Origin of the sequence: Zhengella mangrovi, from assembly GCF_002727065.1 — a bacterium.
Classification (GTDB): Bacteria; Pseudomonadota; Alphaproteobacteria; order Rhizobiales; family Rhizobiaceae; genus Zhengella; species Zhengella mangrovi.
The window spans coordinates 142,832-160,139 of record NZ_PDVP01000010.1 but is presented as its reverse complement, the minus strand read 5'-3'; the positions used below and the strand labels follow the sequence as shown (position 1 = coordinate 160,139).

Sequence of the window (17,308 nt, the reverse complement as noted above, 5' to 3'; positions counted from 1 at the left end):
ACCCGCGCGGCTCTTGTCTGTTCCCGCCCTAGAGCGCGCCTTCATCCGTCAGCGACATCACCTCGGCCACCCGGCCACGTGAGACGAGGCAGCGCCACCTTGCCCGCTGGGCTCCGACACCGACGATGACCTCGGTATTGGCTTGCGAGAACTGCGAACTCAGCGTGACGACGTCCGGGTTGTTCGTCTGCTGGGTAACCGCACGTTCGCAGGCCCCTTCGTCTTCCTGGCTCCCCGTTCGCATCGGCGCCGGAGCCGGGGACGGGGTGGGCATCGGCGTCAGCACGGGGTCCGGCTTCGTACCGGGTGATGTCCCGGCGCAGGCTGCGAGGAGCAGCGGGAGAAGACCCGCCAGGCATCCGTTTCGAACAGCAACAAGCATGGCTTCCCCTCCTCTGTCATTCCCGGATGAAGTTCGTCCGGGGCATCGTCAACTGGTGGCGATCACGAAATCGCGGCCGGTGCGCCGGTCCGGCGTCAGCGAGGCGTCGGTGGTGATGAAGATCATGCCCGGATGCAGCCGCCGGGTCATGGCCTGCACGAAGCTGTTGTCGGCCTGCAACCGCCCCATGATGTTGCCGGCGCCGGGTCCGGCCCCTGCCTCGTGGTGATGGCTGATCGCCGACCAGTGCATGCCACGCGTACCATGATGCGCACCGTTGAGAACGAAGACATGCGAGCCGAGCAGCGAACCGCCACTGATCGTGAGCCGCGAGCGGACGATCACCTGGTCGTTTTCGATCAGTTCGATCAGCCGGTCGGCCGAAGAGGCGACGACGGTATGCACCGGGTTGCGCTCGGCCTCGGCCCAGTCGGAGGGATGCTTCTTGCCCTTCAGTCCGTCCAGGACCTGCTCGAACTCCGATTCCGCGTAGGCGCCGAGCACCATGCCCGGATGGGTCACTTCCCAGGGGTCGGAATGCGACCCCGCGACGATGACCGGCGTGCCGAGATGCGTCACCGAGAACAGCAGTTCCGAGAATTTCATCGGCAGGCGGACACAGCCATGGCTGGCCGGATAGCCCGGCAGTCGCCCGGCATGGAGCGCCACCCCCGACCAGGTCAGCCGGTTCATGTTCGGCATGGGGGCATTGTTGTAGGTCGATGAGCGGTGATGCTTGTCCTTCTGCAGGATGACGAACACCCCGGTCGGCGTTTCATGTCCGGGCTTGCCGGTGGAACAGGTCGAAACCGCGATGCGCACGCCATTGCGGTAGACGTGGACCCTTTGCTCGGGCAGAGAGACGACGACCGCCAACGCACCGGCTGGCGCCCGCTCCGGGTGCCAGGTGAATTCACCCGGCTTCAGGTCCGCGATTTCCTTCATCACCTCGCGGCCGAGGCCAAGCCCGCCCAGCATCAGCAATCCGCCGCCTGCGAGCCCGGTGACGAATGTCCGCCTGGAAACGTTCGAAAAACGCATGGCACCTCTCCATGTCGAATGACGTCGGCAAGGATCGTCGGCGACAGGATGCCAGTAATCAAGAATATTCGGAAATCTATTCTGGTAACATTTTCGCCCTATGCGAAAAAATGCAGTCAGGAGTCGTGTTTCACTCGTCCTGGAACAGGTTTGTCTGCGATGCCGAAAGGTCTTTGGGCACATCGAGGCCAAGGTGCCGCCAGGCGTTGCCGGTCAGCATCCGGCCGCGTGGCGTGCGCTGGATGAAGCCCTGCTGGATGAGATAGGGCTCGATGATGTCCTCGATGGCGTCGCGCGGCTCCGACAGGGCCGCCGCGATGGTTTCGATCCCGACCGGTCCCCCGCCGAAATTGCGCGCGATCTGGTTGAGGTAGCGCCGGTCGAGCTGGTCGAGGCCCATGGCGTCGACTTCCAGCCGGGTCAGGGCCTCGTCGGCAATCGTCTTGTCGACACTGGTCGCGCGGGCAACCTCGGCAAAGTCGCGCACCCGGCGCAGCAGGCGCCCGGCGATACGCGGCGTGCCACGCGAGCGCCGCGCGATTTCAACCGCGCCGTCCGGCGCCATCGGCAGGCCCATGATGCGCGCGCCCCGCCGCACGATCTGCTCCAGTTCGTCCACCGTGTAGAAGTTCAGGCGCACCGGGATGCCGAACCGGTCGCGCAGGGGATTGGTCAGCAGGCCGAGCCGTGTCGTCGCGGCGACCAGGGTGAACTTGGCGAGATCGATCTTGACGGAACGGGCCGCCGGACCCTCGCCGATGATCAGGTCGAGCTGGAAGTCCTCCATTGCGGGATAGAGGATTTCCTCCACCGCCGGGTTGAGGCGGTGGATCTCGTCGATGAACAGGACGTCGCCTTCTTCCAGGTTGGTCAGGAGCGCCGCCAGGTCGCCGGCCTTCGCGATCACCGGCCCGGACGTGGAGCGGAAGTTGACGCCCAGTTCCTTGGCCATGATCTGCGCCAGCGTGGTCTTGCCCAGCCCCGGCGGGCCGACGAAGAGCACGTGGTCCAGCGCCTCGCCGCGCGCCTTGGCCGCCTCGATGAAGACCTTCAGGTTGGCGCGCGCCGCCGCCTGTCCGGTGAAATCGTCCAGCGTCTGCGGGCGCAGCGTCGCGTCCAGGTCCTCGCCGCGCTTGTCGGCCGAGATGAGGCGTTCAGGGTCGGTCATGCACCGTCTCTTGCCCGGTTCCAGCCGGCTTGGCAATGGTCAGATAGGGCCGGAAAAACCGCAGCAGGACAGAGGTTGCAATCAGCGCCGGGATCGCCAGCAGAATATATGCGACCAGCCACCCTCCAAGAAAGCGGACGTCAGGGATTCCGCCCGTGAAAAGCAGATAGGCCGCCATGATCCACAGCACGTGAAGAGCGCAGGTTCCGAAGGTCAGCCGTTCGCCGAACGACGCATGAATGGCAACGACAAGGCCGGAAAGGAATGCCGGTATTCCAGCGACGGCATAGGAAGAGTATGCCAGAAAGATGGGAACGGTCGCCATTTCCAGCGCCACGGACGGTTTCAACGCAGCATGCTCCGGGACGTCCACGTTGAATATCAGAAAGGCGATGAGCAACACGAATCTGAAAGCGGACATGGCTAGCCCGAGGAGAAAACCGCCGATGGGTGGCCCCAGCACCGTTGCCGAGAGCAGGATCATCCAACCACCCCGCATCGGTATGCCCGCCCGCTCGCTCACCGCGCCAGTTCCTTCAGGCCAAGCCGGATGAGCCTGGCGGAATCGGCGTCCTCGCCCGCGCTCTTCAGAGCCGCCGCCACGGCATTGGCCGCCTGGTCGCGCGAGTATCCGAGATTGGTCAGCGCCGAGACGGCATCGGCCACCGGCGCCGACGCGACGCCCTCGCCGATCTCCTGCTTGATGCCGATCGATGCCGCCGCCTCGCCGGCAAAGGCCGGGGCCTTGGCTTTCAGTTCGACGACGATGCGCTCGGCCACCTTCTTGCCCACGCCCGGCGCACGGGACACCATGGCGATATCCTTCAGCGCGATGGCATTGGCGAGTTCCGGCGGCGTGAGCGTGGAGAGCACCGCCAGCGCCACCTTGGCGCCCACGCCCTGCACGCTTTGCAGCAGCCGGAACCACTCCCGCTCCAGCCCCGATCCGAACCCGTAGAGCCGGATCATGTCCTCGCGCACGTAGGTCTCGATGAACAGGACCGCAGCCTCGCCGGCATTGAGGTTGGCCAGCGTGCGCGCCGGGCAGAAGGCGACGTAGCCGACGCCGTGCACGTCGATCACCGCGTGGTCCTCGCCGACCTCGTCCACCGTGCCTTTCAGCTTGCCGATCATGTCACACCACCGCCCGGTTCGATGAAACGCTCAAGGATGAACTCTCCGCTGCTGCGGTCGAGAAACGCGACTTTCATCCGCCAGTTCTTGACCGGAAAACATTCCCTGATGCTCCGTGGCGATACCGTCGCATCCCTGGCGATTGCGATGATCACGCTGACGACACCGCCGAGCCGGTCTTCTGCCCAGGCCAGGTTGTCGATCAGCTCATTGTGCCCCGGTGATCCGACCCATGCCTCGTCGGCAGGAAATCCGGTCGACCGGTAAATGGTCGCGCCATTTTCGAACTGGTCTTGCCACAGGGTCACCGATACCCGCGAGCCGTCCGTGCTTCGTCCCGACCAGCTCCACCGGCTGTTTTTCGGAACAGTTCCGACGGCTTCGAAACAGGCCTTCAAAGGCATCTTGCCCATTCTGCCCTCACACCGCCTTCAGGAGCGCGCGCCGCTGCGCCTCGCCCACCCGGTTATGCGCGTGGCAAATGGCGATCGCCAGCGCATCGGCCGCGTCGTCGCTTTCGAATGTCGCCCGCGGCATCAGAACCCTGAGCATCATCTGGATCTGTTTCTTGTCGCCGTGGCCGACACCGATCACCGCTTTCTTGACTGCGTTCGGTGCATATTCGGCCACCGGGAGACCGGCCCGCGCCGGCACCAGCATGGCCACGCCACGCGCCTGGCCGAGCTTCAGCGTCGCCGTCGCGTCCTTGTTGACGAAGGTCACTTCCACCGCGGCCTCGTCCGGCCGGTAACCGTGCAGCACCTCGGCGAGCCCGTCGTGCAGCTGGCACAGGCGGCTGGCCAGATCCGCCTTGCCATCCGAGCGCACCGTTCCCGAGGCCACGAACTTCAGGGAATTGCCGAGCGTCTCGATGACGCCCCACCCCATGTTCCGCAAACCCGGGTCGATGCCGATGATTCGAATCGCCTGTCCCATCTGTCCACCTTGTCCCAACTGCGTCAGGCTTGCCAGCGAAAAGTGAACAAATCAGAAACAGAACCCCGGCATCCGGGCCGAAGCATGGGAATTCACGGTTCCCAAAACGCCGCGGATTGCCTATGGGCAGGCACCCGCCCAGGAACGCCTTCCATGACCCTTCCGGAGTTCGACATCGCCCTGATCGCCGTGCTGGCCACCATCGCGCTGGCAGGGTTGGTGCGCGGGTTTTCAGGCTTCGGAACGGGCATGATCGTCATCCCGGTGCTCGCGGCCACCCGGGACCCGGTGACCGCCGTCGTGGTGGTGGCGATCATCGACAGCCTGCCGCAAATGCCTGCCGCCCTTCCCGCGCTTCGCTACACGCGCTGGCGCGAGGTCCTGCCGCTGGCATTGGCCGCCCTGCTGACGCTGCCGGCCGGCCTCGCCGTGCTGCGCACCGGCGATCCCCTGGCGTTGCGCTGGGCGATCTGCGCTGCCGTCCTGCTGGCGGTCGCCCTGCTCGCCTCCGGCTGGCGCTACCATGGTCCCCGCCCGCCGCTCCTGTCCGGTACCATAGGGGCGCTGGCCGGTTTCCTCGGCGGGATCGGCGGCATTCCAGGCCCGCCGCCGGTTCTCTACTGGATGGCCTCGCCGGAACCGCCGGCGGTCATTCGCGCCAATCTCTTTGCCTTGTTGCTGATCCTCGACCTCGCGACGCTCGCCAACGTGCTTGGGACGGGGATGATGACGGCCGACCGTCTCGCTCTCGGCCTCGTCGCCGCCCCCGTTTACCTCACGGGCATCCTCGCCGGGCGCGCGCTCTTTCCGCTCGCCTCGGCGGCGGCCTATCGCCGCCTTGCCTTCGTCGTGATTCTCGTTGCCGTGGTCACGGCCTTGCCGGTCTGGGACGGCTGACGCGGCCGTCAGCGGCCGCCGAACGCCGTCTTCAGCAGGTCGATCTGGGCCGAGACCGGGTTCTCGTCTCCGGCAGTCCGGCCCGGGGCGGCGTCGCGGTCGCCGTAGACCTCGGCGTCCATCCGGCGCACCACGCGCTGCAACCGGAGCGAACGCTGGACCAGGTCGCGGAAGGTTTCCGGCAGTTCGTCCCAGCCCGGCGCGGCCATGTCCGCCGAACCGGTGTCGAGCCGGATCTTCGATTTCTCCGCCGCCACCTGTTCGCGCGTCATCTCGCCGGAATTGGCGGCGCGCTGCAACAGCAGCCACGAGGCGATCTGCATGAGGCGGGTCGTCAGGCGCATGGATTCAGCCGCGTAGAGCGTCGCGGCAACCCGCGAAAGGCCCTTGGCCGCCCGGCGCCCGTCACCATCGAGATAGGTCGCGGCTTCCTCGACCAGCCCCATGCCCTCCGCGTAGAGCGGCTTGAACCGCTCCGAAAAGACGCGGCGTTCGGCCAGCCGGATCAATCCATCGTCCGTTTTCTTGCTCTCAACCATGCGAATTCGAACCCTGCACTCCTGTCCCGGACAGCCAGACACGCCCGCCCGTGGCCACGTGGACACCTTCTTACCGTGGCCCGTCTGAAAATGCAGGTCCCGGCAGCCGCTGGCAAGGACATGTTTAATGAAAGGTTAATTCCCGGATTTCCCGCCCGTAGGGGCGAAAAAAAGAGCCGCTTCAAGGGAAGCGGCCCGTGGAAGTTTTACAGGGAGGCGTCAAACAGAATGGCTCTAGCCACTCAGGTTCGAATCCAGATCACTGGATACCCACAGTAATGAACCGTCAGGGTTAAGCCTCGGTTAACGCGCTGTCCTTTTTTCGGATTCCTCTCCGGGCGATCAGCCGCCCCGGGCCGCGTCGCGCAGCCGGAACTTCTGGATCTTGCCGGTCGAGGTCTTCGGGATATCCGCGAAGATCACCTCCTTGGGACACTTGAAGCGGGCCAGCAGCGCCCGGCAATGGTCGATGATCTCGGCCTCGCTGGCGCTCTTGCCCGGCTTCAGTTCGACGTAGGCGACCGGCGTCTCGCCCCACTTTTCATCCGGCTTGGCGACGACGGCGCAGGCGGCCACGGCAGGATGCTTGTAGAGCGCATCCTCCACCTCGATGGAGGAGATGTTCTCGCCGCCCGAGATGATGATGTCCTTGGAGCGGTCCTTGAGCTGGATGTAGCCGTCGGGATGCATCACGCCGAGATCACCCGAATGGAACCAGCCGCCGGCAAAGGCCTCGGCACTTGCCTGCGGATTCTTCAGGTATCCCTTCATGACGATATTGCCGCGGAACATCACCTCGCCGATCGTCTCGCCGTCGTGCGCCACCTCGTCCATCGTTTCCGGATCGCGCACCGTCAGCCCTTCCAGCGCGGCATAGCGCACGCCCTGGCGCGCCTTCTTCGCCGTGCGGGCACCCTTCTCGAGCGCGTCCCACTCGCCTTTCCACTCGTTGACGACCGCCGGCCCGTAGGTTTCCGTCAGACCGTAGAGGTGGGTGACGGCGAAGCCGGCATCGGCCATGCCGGAGAGCACGGCTTCCGGCGGCGGGGCCGCGGCCGTGTTAAAGGTCACCGTCTGGGGGAAATCCCGCTTCTCGTCGTCCGGCGCGTTGATCAGCGTCGACATCACGATCGGCGCGCCGCACAGCGTGGTGACGCCTTCGTCGGCGATCGCGTCATACATCGCTTTCGCCCGCACCCAGCGCAGGCAGACATGGGTCGATGCCGTCACCGCCAGGGTCCACGGGAAGCACCAGCCGTTGCAATGGAACATCGGCAGCGTCCAGAGATACACCGAGTGCTGGCCCATCTGCGAATGGATGGTGTTCGTATAGGCCATCAGCGCGGCGCCGCGGTGGTGGTAGACGACGCCTTTCGGATTGCCCGTGGTGCCGGACGTGTAGTTCAGCGAAATCGCGTCCCACTCGTCGTCCGGCATTTCCCAGGCGAAATCCGCATCGCCCGTGGCCACGAAATCCTCGTAGTCCAGCGAACCAATCCGCTCGCCCTTGGGATAGGGCGCATCGTCCGGGTAGACCGGATCGTCATAGTCGATGACCAGCGGCCGGACCTTGGCCATGGCGAGCGCCTCGGCGACGACGCCGGAAAACTCCCGGTCGATGATCAGCACCTTGGTCTCGGCGTGGTCGAGCTGGAAGGCGATGATCGCCGCGTCAAGCCGCGTGTTGAGGGAGTGCAGGACCGCCTTGACCATGGGAACGCCGAAATGGGCTTCCAGCATCGGCGGCGTGTTCGACAGCATCACCGACACCGTGTCGCCTTTGCCGATGCCGCGCTTGCGCAGCGCCGAACCCAGTTTCAGCGAACGCTCCCAGAACTGGCTGTAGCTCACCCGCTGGCTGCCGTGCACGATGGCGGTGTGATCGGGAAACGTCTTCGCCGCGCGCTCGAGATAGGTCAGCGGCGTCAGCGGCTGGTAGTTGGCCTGGTTCTTGTCCAGGTCGCGGTCATAGGCACTGGCCATGGTGGATGCATCCTCCCCGGAATAGTCGGGCTGTCGCCCGCGTCATTCCTATTAAACGCGCACCCTGCCACCTGCCAAGCGATCCCGTGACAGACCTTCGTTCGAGACGGTCACGACAGCATGGCCAGGACGCCGTCATGGATGAGCTTGATCGCGACGATGGCGACCATCGTGTAGGTGAAGGGATAGAAGACTTCCGGCTTCATCCGCTTGACCAGCCAGGCGCCCGCCAGCGTGGCCAGGGGCGCGAACGGCATCAGCACCGCGGACGCCATCAGGTTCTCCGTGCCGAATTCTCCCAGCATGAAATAGGGCAGCACCTTCACCGCGTTGACGATGGCGAAATAGATCACCGATGTCCCGGTATAGGTTCGCGGATGCAGGCCGAGCGGCAGCGCATACATCTGGAACGGCGGTCCGCCGGCGTGGGCGACGAAGCTCGTGTAGCCGGAGACCATGCCCCAGAACGCGCCTCGCACCCGGCTCGGCGGCTTCTCCGCGGAAGACTTGCGCAGCTTCAGCCAGAACCAGCGCCCGGCGAAAATCGCGGCGATCACGCCGACGATGAGCTTCACCATGTCGGTGGTCACGGCCGCGGCCAGCCACCAGCCGATGCCGATCCCCACCATCGCGCCGGGCAGCATGTAGGCAAGCGTCTGCGGGTGGCGGTAGCCGCGCCAGGTCCACAGCGACACCATGTCCATCAGGATGAGGATCGGCAGCATGATCGCCGCCGCCTGCACCGGCGGCATGACCAGCGTCATCATCGGCACGCCGATCAGGGCCGTTGCGCCGCCCAGCCCGCCCTTCGACAGGCCGACGAGAAGCACGGCCGGCACACAGGCGGCATAGAACCAGGGATCGGTAAGGAGACCTTGCATGGGCACCCGGAGGAGAGACTGGAAAGAGCCGGAAGGCAACGACCGGCCCGGGGACGGGGTTCACTCATAGACGGTTGCCGCCGGTTTGACGACCGGGAAGTGTCATTTCGTCCCTGCCGGAGCGTCGCCCTTGCGCCGCCGCCCAATTGAGACCATTTTCTGCCGCCAATCGAAACCGGACACTATCGGGACACCTCGACCCATGCCGCATGCCACACCGGACACCCGCTGCCGCCTCGTTCTCATCGCGCCGGACATCGCCGCCGACGATGCCTTTGCCGCCGCCGTATCGCGAGCGCTGTCGGGTGGCGACGTCGCCTCGCTCATCCTGCCCGCCTATGACCTGCCGGAAGCTGCCTTCCAGGCCCGCTGTGCGCACATCGTTCCGCAGGCGCAGGAACGGGGCGTGGCCGTCATGATCGTCGACGACACCCGCACCGCGGGCCGCGTCCGCGCCGACGGCGTCCATCTGGAAAACGCGAAGGCCGCCATCGCCGAAACCGCCGAGCGCTTCGACGGAAAGCTGATGCTTGGCGTCGGTGGAGCCAAGACCCGCCACGATGCGCTGGAACTCGGCGAAGTCCGGCCCGACTACATTTTCTTCGGCCGCATCGGCTACGACACCAAGCCGGAAGCGCACCCCCGCAACCTGGCGCTGGGCGAATGGTGGGCGGAAATGGTGACCCTGCCATGCATCGTGATGGGCGGATCGTCCATCGAGAGCACCGCCGCCGTAGCCGCCACGCGTGCGGATTTCGTCGCCATGTCGGCCGCGGTGTTCGGCGGGCCCCTCGATCCCGGTGAAGCCGTCGCGGCGATCAACCGGATGCTCGATGAAACGGCACCGGAACTGGACGCCGCATGAAACGCACGCTGGCCCTGCTGCTGATGATCGGCACTGCCGTCCCGGCTCTTGCCGCCGGCGACACGGCGGAAAAGGTATTGCCGTCGCTGGCCGACCGGGTGGCGAAGGAGGCGGGCGAGTCGACCGACATCGACCCCGAGCGGTTTGGCCAGCATCCGGCCGACAAGGCCTTCGGCGCGTTCCAGCGCGGCCTCTACATCACCGCGCTCAACCTGGCGAAGCCACTGGCCGAGAAGGGTGACCCGGCCGCACAGACGCTTGTCGCAGAGATCCTCTCGCGCGGGCTCGGCGTGCCGAGCAACCCTGCGGAAGCGGCCAAGTGGTACATCAAGGCGGCGAAGAACGGCAATCCGGAAGCGAAGTTCCAGTACGCTCTGCTGCTGACCGACGGCAAGTACGTGGCGAAGGACACCGACGAGGCCTTCCGCCTGATGGGCGAGGCTGCCGCGGCCGGAAACGCGCTCGCCCGCTTCAACTATGCCCAGATGATCGTTGACCGCAAACCCGGCCCGACCGGCCTGGCGGAAGCGGCCGAATGGTACGACCGTGCCGCGCGCCAGGGCCTGCCCGACGCGCAATACGCCATGGCCATGATCCTGGCGGAGGGAAATGCCGGGCGCGAACGCGACGAGAAGACCGCGCGCAAGTGGCTCGAACTGGCGGCGCGCGGCGGCTACGATTCCGCCATGCTCGACCTGGCGGTCTGGCTGGTCGACGGTCGCGGCGGCGCGCGCGACTTCGACACCGGGTTCCGGTGGATGCGCATGGCGGCGCTGGAAGGCAACGTGGCCGCCCAGAACGGCCTGGCGAAACTCTACCGCATGGGCCTGGGCACCGAGGGCAACCCGATCGAGGCGGCAGCCTGGTACATCCTTGCCCGCCGCGCAGGTCTCGATGATCCGGAGATGAACGTCTTTCTCGACGGACTGACCAAGGACCAGATGAAGAAGGCCATCGAACGGGCCAACCGGCTGCGCTGACAGCCCGCGCAGGCCGCCGCATTGTCGCCCGCTCTTGCCTCTTGTCGCGTTTTGTGGTCTTGGAGCGCGGAACAAACCGGGCGGCGCGCGCTCCCGGCGCGCAGACCCATATCAGCACTGGTCAGGATCCGCCGGCCGAACAGGGCCCGGCAGGACCGGCAATGGAAACGGACACCATGAAGATCAACGGCAACGAAATCCGTCCCGGCAACGTGATCGAGCACAATGGCGGCCTCTGGGTCGCGGTCAAGACCAACGCGGTCAAGCCGGGCAAGGGCGGCGCCTTCAACCAGGTCGAGCTGAAGAACCTGATCGACGGCACCAAGCTCAACGAGCGCTTCCGCGCCTCCGAGACCGTGGAAAAGGTTCGCCTGGAACAGAAGGATTTCTCCTACCTCTACGAGGAAGGCGAGATGCTGGTGTTCATGGACCAGGAAAGCTTCGAGCAGCTTGAACTGCAGAAGGATTTCGTCGGCGACCGCTCGGCCTTCCTGCAGGAAGGCATGATCGTGACCGTCGAGCTCTACGAGGAAAAGCCCATCGGCATTTCCCTGCCGACCCAGGTGACGCTGGCGATTGCCGAGGCCGACCCGGTGGTCAAGGGCCAGACGGCCGCCTCCTCCTACAAGCCGGCCGTTCTGGAGAACGGCGTGCGCGTCATGGTTCCGCCCTTCATCGAGTCGGGCGAACGCATCATCGTCGACACCGACGAACTCACCTACGTGCGCCGCGCGGACTGACCGCGCGGGCCCTCGCTGACCGGAAGACAGGAACTGACGAATGGCGCGCTCCGCGATCCTCAATGTCATGGTGCAGACGGCCTTGAAGGCCGGGCGCTCGCTGGTGCGCGACTTTGGCGAGGTCGAGAACCTCCAGGTCAGCCTCAAGGGCCCGGCCAACTTCGTCAGCCAGGCGGACCGCAAGGCCGAGGACATCGTCTACCAGGAACTGTCGCGTGCCCGGCCGGGCTATTCCTTCCTGATGGAGGAACGCGGCGAGGTGGAAGGCCATGACGGCCAGCACCGCTGGATCGTCGACCCGCTCGACGGCACGACGAATTTCCTCCATGGCATCCCGGTCTTCGCCATTTCCATCGCCCTGGAACGCCAGGGCCAGCTGGTCGCGGCCGTGGTCTACAACCCGGTCATGGACGAGCTCTACACCGCCGAGCGCGGCGGTGGCGCATTTTTCAATGACCGGCGCATCCGCGTCGCGGCGCGTTCGAACCTGGCCGATGCGGTGATCTGCACCGGCATCCCGCATCTCGGCCGCGGCCACCACGGCAACGCCCTGCTGCAACTGCGTAACGTCATGGGCGAATGCGCAGGCGTCCGGCGCACCGGCTGTGCCTCCATCGACCTCGCCTGGGTCGCTTCCGGCCGCTTCGACGGCTTCTGGGAAAACGGCCTCGACCCGTGGGATGTCGCCGCCGGCATGCTGCTGGTGCGCGAGGCGGGCGGCTTCATTTCCGACGGCAAGGGCGGCCAGGACATGCTGGACAGCGCCTCGATCGTCGCGGGCAACGAGGACATCCACCGCCGCTTGTTGGCCACGATCTCAAAACCAGTCTAGGTTGTTCCGGAACTTCTTCCCATTCCGTCATATTTCCGATTAAAGTTCCGGTTAACCGGGACCACGGCGAATCGGAAAGGACTGGGAAAAGCATGGCCATCGAAGAAGTCAGCGCCGAGCGCGAGCGGAGCGCCTACGACCCCGAACGGCTGTCGTCGCCGCAGGTCTTCCTGCTGTCGATGATCATCTTCCTGGCCCTGGCCGGCTTTGTCGCCGCCATCCTGTTCCGGCAGATTTCCTCCGCATTCTCCACCAATCCCGGCCTCAACGGCCTGATCGTCGGCGTTCTGGGCGTCGGCGTCCTGCTGGCCTTCCTGCAGGTCATCCGCCTGTTCCGCGAGGTCCGCTGGGTCAATTCCTTCCGCGAGGGCGAAACGGCGAAGGACCCGGTCCTGCTGGCGCCGATGCAGGCCATGCTGTCCCGCAACACCGCCACCTCGCTCTCCACCTCGTCGATGCGCTCGATCCTCGATTCCATCGCCACGCGCCTCGATGAAAGCCGCGACATCTCTCGCTACCTGATCGGGCTCCTCGTCTTTCTCGGTCTGCTCGGCACCTTCTGGGGCCTGCTGCAGACCATCGGCTCCATCGGCGACACCATCCAGTCGCTGGACCCCGGCACCGGCGACGCCAACGACACGCTCAATGCGCTGAAATCCGGCCTTGCCCGTCCGCTCGACGGCATGGGAACGGCGTTCTCGTCCTCGCTCTTCGGCCTTGCCGGCTCCCTCGTCCTCGGCTTCCTCGATCTCCAGGCCGGCCGCGCCCAGAACCGCTTCTACATCGAGCTGGAAAACTGGCTGTCGTCGGTCACGGATGTCGGCTCCGATCTGACCACGGCCATGCGTTCGCCGGGATCGTCCGACGAGATCCGCGAAATGGCCGAGAGCCTGCGCCGCCTGCAGGAATCGGGCGGCTCGTCGCAGCGCGTGACCGCGGCCATGGCCAATCTGGCCGAGGGCGTGGCCGGACTGGTCAAGTCCATGCGCGCCGAACAGCAGATGATGCGCGACTGGGTCGAGGCCCAGGCCACCGAGCAGAAGGCCATGCACCAGACTCTGCAACGCGTGGCAGAGGCCCTGGAAAAGGACAAGGACGCCTGACATGGCGCTAGCGCGCAACCGGCGCCGCGACCGCGGCATCGATTACTGGCCCGGCTTCGTCGACGCCCTGTCGACCCTGCTGCTCGCCATCATGTTCCTGCTGTCCGTCTTCGTCCTGGCGCAGTTCCTGCTCAGCCGCGAGATCTCCGGCAAGGACGAGGTTCTCACCCGGCTCAATTCGCAGATCAACGAACTGACGCGCCTGCTCTCGCTGGAACGCTCCAACAGCCAGGACATGAACGACCAGCTTGCCAACCTGCAGGCCTCGCTCGAAGCTGCCCAGAACGAGAAGAGCCGGCTGGAGCAATTGCTGGCCAGCGGCGCCGGTGCGGCCGGCGAGGCCCAGCAGCGCGTCGGCGAACTCTCCGGCCAGCTCGACGAGCAGCGCGAGGTCAGCCAGCGCGCGCTGAGCCAGGTCGAGATCCTCAACCAGCAGATTTCCGCGTTGCGCCGCCAGATCGCCGCCCTCGAGGATGCCCTCGATGCCTCCGAATCCCGCGACCGCGAGAGCAATGCCAAGATCGCCGACCTCGGCCGCCGCCTGAACGTCGCGCTGGCCCAGCGCGTCCAGGAACTCAACCGCTACCGGTCCGACTTCTTCGGCCGCCTGCGCGAGATCCTGTCGGACCGGGACAACATCCGCATTGTCGGCGACCGCTTCGTCTTCCAGTCGGAAGTCCTGTTTGCCTCCGGCGGAGACCAGATCAACGACGCCGGCAAGGTTGAGATGAAGAAGCTTGCCGATGCCCTGCTGGACCTCGCCAAGGAGATCCCCCCGGAGATCAACTGGGTCCTGCGCGTTGATGGCCACACCGACAACGTGCCGCTGTCTGGCACCGGGCGGTTCCGCGACAACTGGGAGCTCTCCGCCCAGCGCGCCATTTCGGTGGTCAAGTTCCTCGTTGAACAGGGGGTCCCGGCCGACCGGCTGGTCGCGGCCGGTTTCGGTGAGTTCCAGCCGCTGGACAATGCCGATACGCCGGAAGCGCGAGCCCGCAACCGCCGCATCGAGCTGAAGCTGACCGAGCGCTGATCGCGCGACCGTCCGCGTTCTTCGATGCTGGACATCCGCGTCCCGGCCCGGTTGAATGGCATGGGGCCTGACGACCGCAAGGGGATATTCCGGACATGTCATTGCGATTGATCGCCGCAGCGCTTCTGCTTGCTGTCTCGCTCGTCCTGCCGGTCGCAGCCGAGGACGCACCCACCGAACCGAACGGCCCCATCGCGACCAAGACCGATGTCGATTCCGACCGTGCGATCGATCGCCGCATCGAGGAGATCCTGTCGCAGATCGAGGGCCTCGACGACGTGTTCTCCTCGGTGAAATCCGGCGTGGTGACTTTGTATGGCCAGGTGGCGGAGCCGCAAATGGCCCTGGAGGCGGAAAAACTGGCCGGGCGCGTGGAAGGCGTCGTCGCGATCCGCAACCAGATCCGCGAGGTTTCGTCGGTCACCAAGCGGATCGTCCCGGCCTGGGAGCGCATTCGCAACCGCACCCTTCAGATCGTCAACCAGCTGCCCATGATCGGCCTGTCGGCGATCGTCTTTCTCGTCATTGCCTCGCTGGGCTTCTGGGTCGCGGCCCGGCGCTGGCCGTTCTCCCGCATCGCGCCCAATTCCTTCATCGCCGACCTGTTGCGCCAAATCGTGCGCCTGGTCTTCGTCGGGCTTGGCCTGGTCGTCGCGCTCGACGTTCTGGGCGCCACGGCGGTGCTCGGGACCATCCTCGGCGCGGCCGGCATTTTTGGCCTCGCCGTCGGCTTCGCCGTGCGCGACACGGTGGAGAACTACATTGCCTCCATCCTGCTGTCGGTGCGCCAGCCGTTCCGGCCCAACGACTGGGTGGAGATCGGCGGCAAGGAAGGCTCGGTCCTCATGCTGACGTCGCGGGCGACGATCCTCATGGACGCGGACGGCAACCATATCCGCATCCCCAATGCCGATGTGTTCAAGGGCATCGTCCACAATTACACGCGCAACCCGGAACGCCGTTTCTCTTTCACCTTTGGCATCGACCCGGCCGCCGATCTGTCCGCGGCCCGCGAGATCGGCATCCGCGCGCTGGCCGACCTGCCCTTCACCCTCAAGGATCCGGATCCGGATGCCTGGATCACCGAGGCCGGCGACTTCGCCATCGTCATCCAGTACGTCGCCTGGGTAAACCAGACCGAGACGAGCTTCCTCCAGGCCAAGAGCGAAGCCATCCGCCTGGTCAAGCACGCGCTGGAATCCGCCGGCATCGACCTTCCGGAGCCCGGGTACCGCATCCACTTGCAGCAGGAAGAGCCGGTCGTGACCACCAGGACGAAACAGCCGAAGGCAAGGCCGTCGTCCGCTGCCGCCGTTGCCGATACGGCCAGGGCGGACGACACCATCGCCCGCAAGGTGGCCGAGGAACGCGCCCAGTCCGGCCGGCAGGACCTGCTCGACGAGGACGCCAGCCAGGAAATCGGCTGACGCCCGTTCGCAGACGCAGGGCCCTTTTGGGAGGCGACCCAGTCCGGCTGCAAGTCAGTTGTAGACGGACAGTTTCTTCTTGTCGGGATCCCGCTTGGCCAGGACCGGATCGACATCCGCCTTCTTCAGGTCCAGCTTGCGCATCGAGACGGAGCGCAGCCGCTCGTGGTTGACGAGTTGCTCCAGCGTCGCAAGCGAAGCGCCGGTGCCGGAAATGTCGAGCGTCATCAGTTTTGGCATGACGATCGCCGACAGGCCGGCATCGGAGACCTGCGTGTCGCTGAGTTGCAGGAACTGGATCTCCGGCAGGGTCGCAATGGCCTTGAACCCCTCGTCGGAGAGTTCCGTATCGTTGATGAACAGCGTTTCCAGCGTCTTCAGCGCACCGATCTGGGCCGCGACACCGTCCCCGGCCCGGGTATCCGCCACCGAAAGCTTCGTCAGCACGGGAAAGGTGCCCAGGCCTTTCACCGTTTCATCGCTGATCAGTGTCTTCTGCATCGACAGGTTTTCCAGCGATACCGCTTTCGCCAGGTCGGGCAGGCCGGATCCGTCGATCAGCGTCTCGTCGAGCGTCAGTTCCTTCAGGCGCGGCAGCGTTCCGATCGCGGCAAGCCCGGCGTCGGTGATCGTGTCGATCTTGTTCAATCGCAGCGAATCCAGTGACGCGTGATTGGCAAAGGCCTCCAGGACGCTGTCATCGGCCCAGGTCTCGGCGATGTCCAGCTTGCGCAGCTTCGTCAGCTTGGCCAGTTCCCGCAGGCCCGCAGGGGTGACGCCGCGGGCCCGGGTCAATTGCAGGTCTTCCAGTTGCGGCATCGTCGCCAGGGCAGCGAGCCCTTCGTCGCCAACCGTCACGTCAAAGAGCTTGAGCCGGCGGATCGACCGGGACTTTGCGAGCGCGGCAATGCCCGTCGGCGAAAGCCCCCGGGCCGAAGACAGGCTGAGATCCCTGAGCCCGGTCATCTGGCCCAGTTGCGCCGCGCCCTCGTCGCCAATGTGAAGGGAGTTGAGGCTGAGGCGTTGCAGTGCCGGCATCTCGGCCAGGAAGGGAATGATCGCCGGCGTCAGTTCGCGGCGCCCGCCGAGATCGAGCGACTGCAGCTTGGGCAGGCCGGCCATCAGGGCGATGTCCTCATCGTGAACCCGGATCTCCCACGGCAGGGACACGTAGGTCATCTTGACCACCGTCTGCGGGGTCGCCTCCTCGTTGGAGACCTTTACCCCGAGCGTCTTGAACCGGGCGGCCAGCGCCTCGGCATCGAAGGCAAGCGCCGGCCCCACTGCGGCGAGGCACAGGATCGCCCCTGCCGCCACCGAACGGGCGAAGGATTGAAGAAGAGGGTGTCGTCGCATGGGCTGTCCTT

At 65.7% G+C, this 17,308-nt stretch carries 19 protein-coding genes; 8 read left to right on the top strand and 11 right to left on the bottom strand.

What is annotated here, in order from left to right; genetic code table 11:
• Nucleotides 1-28: 28 nt before the first annotated feature.
• The 7 genes from CSC94_RS16195 to ruvC all read right to left on the bottom strand — a co-directional run bounded on the left by CSC94_RS16195 (nt 29) and on the right by ruvC (nt 4,661).
• Complete coding sequence (locus tag CSC94_RS16195; protein ID WP_099307399.1) at nt 29-382, bottom strand: hypothetical protein; 354 nt, start codon at nt 380-382, stop codon at nt 29-31.
• Between the two features lie 48 nt (nt 383-430).
• Entirely contained in the window at nt 431-1,423 is a 993-nt protein-coding gene (locus tag CSC94_RS16190) for a L,D-transpeptidase (protein WP_099307398.1), read from the bottom strand.
• A 130-nt stretch (nt 1,424-1,553) separates the two neighbouring features.
• Entirely contained in the window at nt 1,554-2,591 is a 1,038-nt protein-coding gene (gene ruvB / locus CSC94_RS16185; RefSeq protein WP_099307397.1) for a Holliday junction branch migration DNA helicase RuvB, read from the bottom strand.
• Nucleotides 2,578-3,114: a hypothetical protein gene (locus CSC94_RS16180; protein ID WP_133122912.1), complete on the bottom strand. Its 537-nt coding sequence runs from the start codon at nt 3,112-3,114 to the stop codon at nt 2,578-2,580. The genes ruvB and CSC94_RS16180 overlap by 14 nt, the downstream gene beginning before the upstream one ends.
• Nucleotides 3,111-3,725, bottom strand: coding sequence for a Holliday junction branch migration protein RuvA (gene ruvA / locus CSC94_RS16175; RefSeq protein ID WP_099307395.1), 615 nt, complete (start codon nt 3,723-3,725; stop codon nt 3,111-3,113). The genes CSC94_RS16180 and ruvA overlap by 4 nt, the downstream gene beginning before the upstream one ends.
• Nucleotides 3,722-4,138: a hypothetical protein gene (locus tag CSC94_RS16170; protein ID WP_099307394.1), complete on the bottom strand. Its 417-nt coding sequence runs from the start codon at nt 4,136-4,138 to the stop codon at nt 3,722-3,724. The genes ruvA and CSC94_RS16170 overlap by 4 nt, the downstream gene beginning before the upstream one ends.
• 7 nt (nt 4,139-4,145) lie before the next feature.
• Nucleotides 4,146-4,661 carry a crossover junction endodeoxyribonuclease RuvC gene (gene ruvC / locus CSC94_RS16165; RefSeq protein ID WP_099307393.1) on the bottom strand — a complete coding sequence of 172 codons (516 nt, stop codon included), beginning with the start codon at nt 4,659-4,661 and terminating at the stop codon, nt 4,146-4,148.
• Between the two features lie 153 nt (nt 4,662-4,814).
• On the opposite strand from ruvC, the gene CSC94_RS16160 reads away from it, so the two are divergent.
• Entirely contained in the window at nt 4,815-5,558 is a 744-nt protein-coding gene (locus tag CSC94_RS16160; protein ID WP_245408384.1) for a TSUP family transporter, read from the top strand.
• Between the two features lie 8 nt (nt 5,559-5,566).
• Here the strand turns inward: CSC94_RS16160 and rcdA are convergent, their stop codons facing one another.
• The 3 genes from rcdA to CSC94_RS16145 all read right to left on the bottom strand — a co-directional run bounded on the left by rcdA (nt 5,567) and on the right by CSC94_RS16145 (nt 8,961).
• The gene (gene rcdA / locus CSC94_RS16155) at nt 5,567-6,097 is read right to left on the bottom strand and encodes a protease adaptor protein RcdA (RefSeq protein ID WP_099307392.1); all 531 of its coding nucleotides are present in this window, start codon (nt 6,095-6,097) and stop codon (nt 5,567-5,569) included.
• Nucleotides 6,098-6,439: 342 nt separating this feature from the next.
• On the bottom strand, nt 6,440-8,080 hold the full coding sequence (locus CSC94_RS16150) for an acyl-CoA synthetase (RefSeq protein ID WP_099307391.1): 1,641 nt from the start codon (nt 8,078-8,080) through the stop codon (nt 6,440-6,442).
• 110 nt (nt 8,081-8,190) lie between these two features.
• Entirely contained in the window at nt 8,191-8,961 is a 771-nt protein-coding gene (locus CSC94_RS16145; protein ID WP_099307390.1) for a sulfite exporter TauE/SafE family protein, read from the bottom strand.
• Nucleotides 8,962-9,163: 202 nt separating this feature from the next.
• On the opposite strand from CSC94_RS16145, the gene CSC94_RS16140 reads away from it, so the two are divergent.
• The 7 genes from CSC94_RS16140 (at nt 9,164) to CSC94_RS16110 (ending at nt 15,941) form a co-directional block, all read left to right on the top strand.
• A complete protein-coding gene (locus CSC94_RS16140; protein ID WP_099307389.1) occupies nt 9,164-9,826 on the top strand; it encodes a thiamine phosphate synthase in 663 nt (220 codons plus the stop codon).
• Nucleotides 9,823-10,806, top strand: coding sequence for a tetratricopeptide repeat protein (locus tag CSC94_RS16135; RefSeq protein ID WP_099307388.1), 984 nt, complete (start codon nt 9,823-9,825; stop codon nt 10,804-10,806). Before CSC94_RS16140 ends, CSC94_RS16135 begins: the two co-directional genes overlap by 4 nt.
• A 176-nt stretch (nt 10,807-10,982) precedes the next feature.
• Entirely contained in the window at nt 10,983-11,546 is a 564-nt protein-coding gene (gene efp, locus CSC94_RS16130; RefSeq protein WP_099307430.1) for an elongation factor P, read from the top strand.
• Between the two features lie 40 nt (nt 11,547-11,586).
• The gene (locus CSC94_RS16125) at nt 11,587-12,378 is read left to right on the top strand and encodes an inositol monophosphatase family protein (protein ID WP_099307387.1); all 792 of its coding nucleotides are present in this window, start codon (nt 11,587-11,589) and stop codon (nt 12,376-12,378) included.
• Between the two features lie 92 nt (nt 12,379-12,470).
• A complete protein-coding gene (locus tag CSC94_RS16120) occupies nt 12,471-13,481 on the top strand; it encodes a MotA/TolQ/ExbB proton channel family protein (protein ID WP_099307386.1) in 1,011 nt (336 codons plus the stop codon).
• Nucleotide 13,482: 1 nt separating this feature from the next.
• Nucleotides 13,483-14,514 (top strand): peptidoglycan -binding protein, encoded by a 1,032-nt coding sequence (locus CSC94_RS16115; RefSeq protein WP_099307385.1) that lies wholly within the window; start codon nt 13,483-13,485, stop codon nt 14,512-14,514.
• Between the two features lie 95 nt (nt 14,515-14,609).
• On the top strand, nt 14,610-15,941 hold the full coding sequence (locus CSC94_RS16110; RefSeq protein ID WP_099307384.1) for a mechanosensitive ion channel family protein: 1,332 nt from the start codon (nt 14,610-14,612) through the stop codon (nt 15,939-15,941).
• Nucleotides 15,942-15,995: 54 nt separating this feature from the next.
• On the opposite strand, the gene CSC94_RS16105 is transcribed toward CSC94_RS16110, so the two are convergent.
• Nucleotides 15,996-17,297, bottom strand: coding sequence for a leucine-rich repeat domain-containing protein (locus CSC94_RS16105; protein ID WP_114647862.1), 1,302 nt, complete (start codon nt 17,295-17,297; stop codon nt 15,996-15,998).
• Between the last annotated feature and the right edge of the window lie 11 nt (nt 17,298-17,308).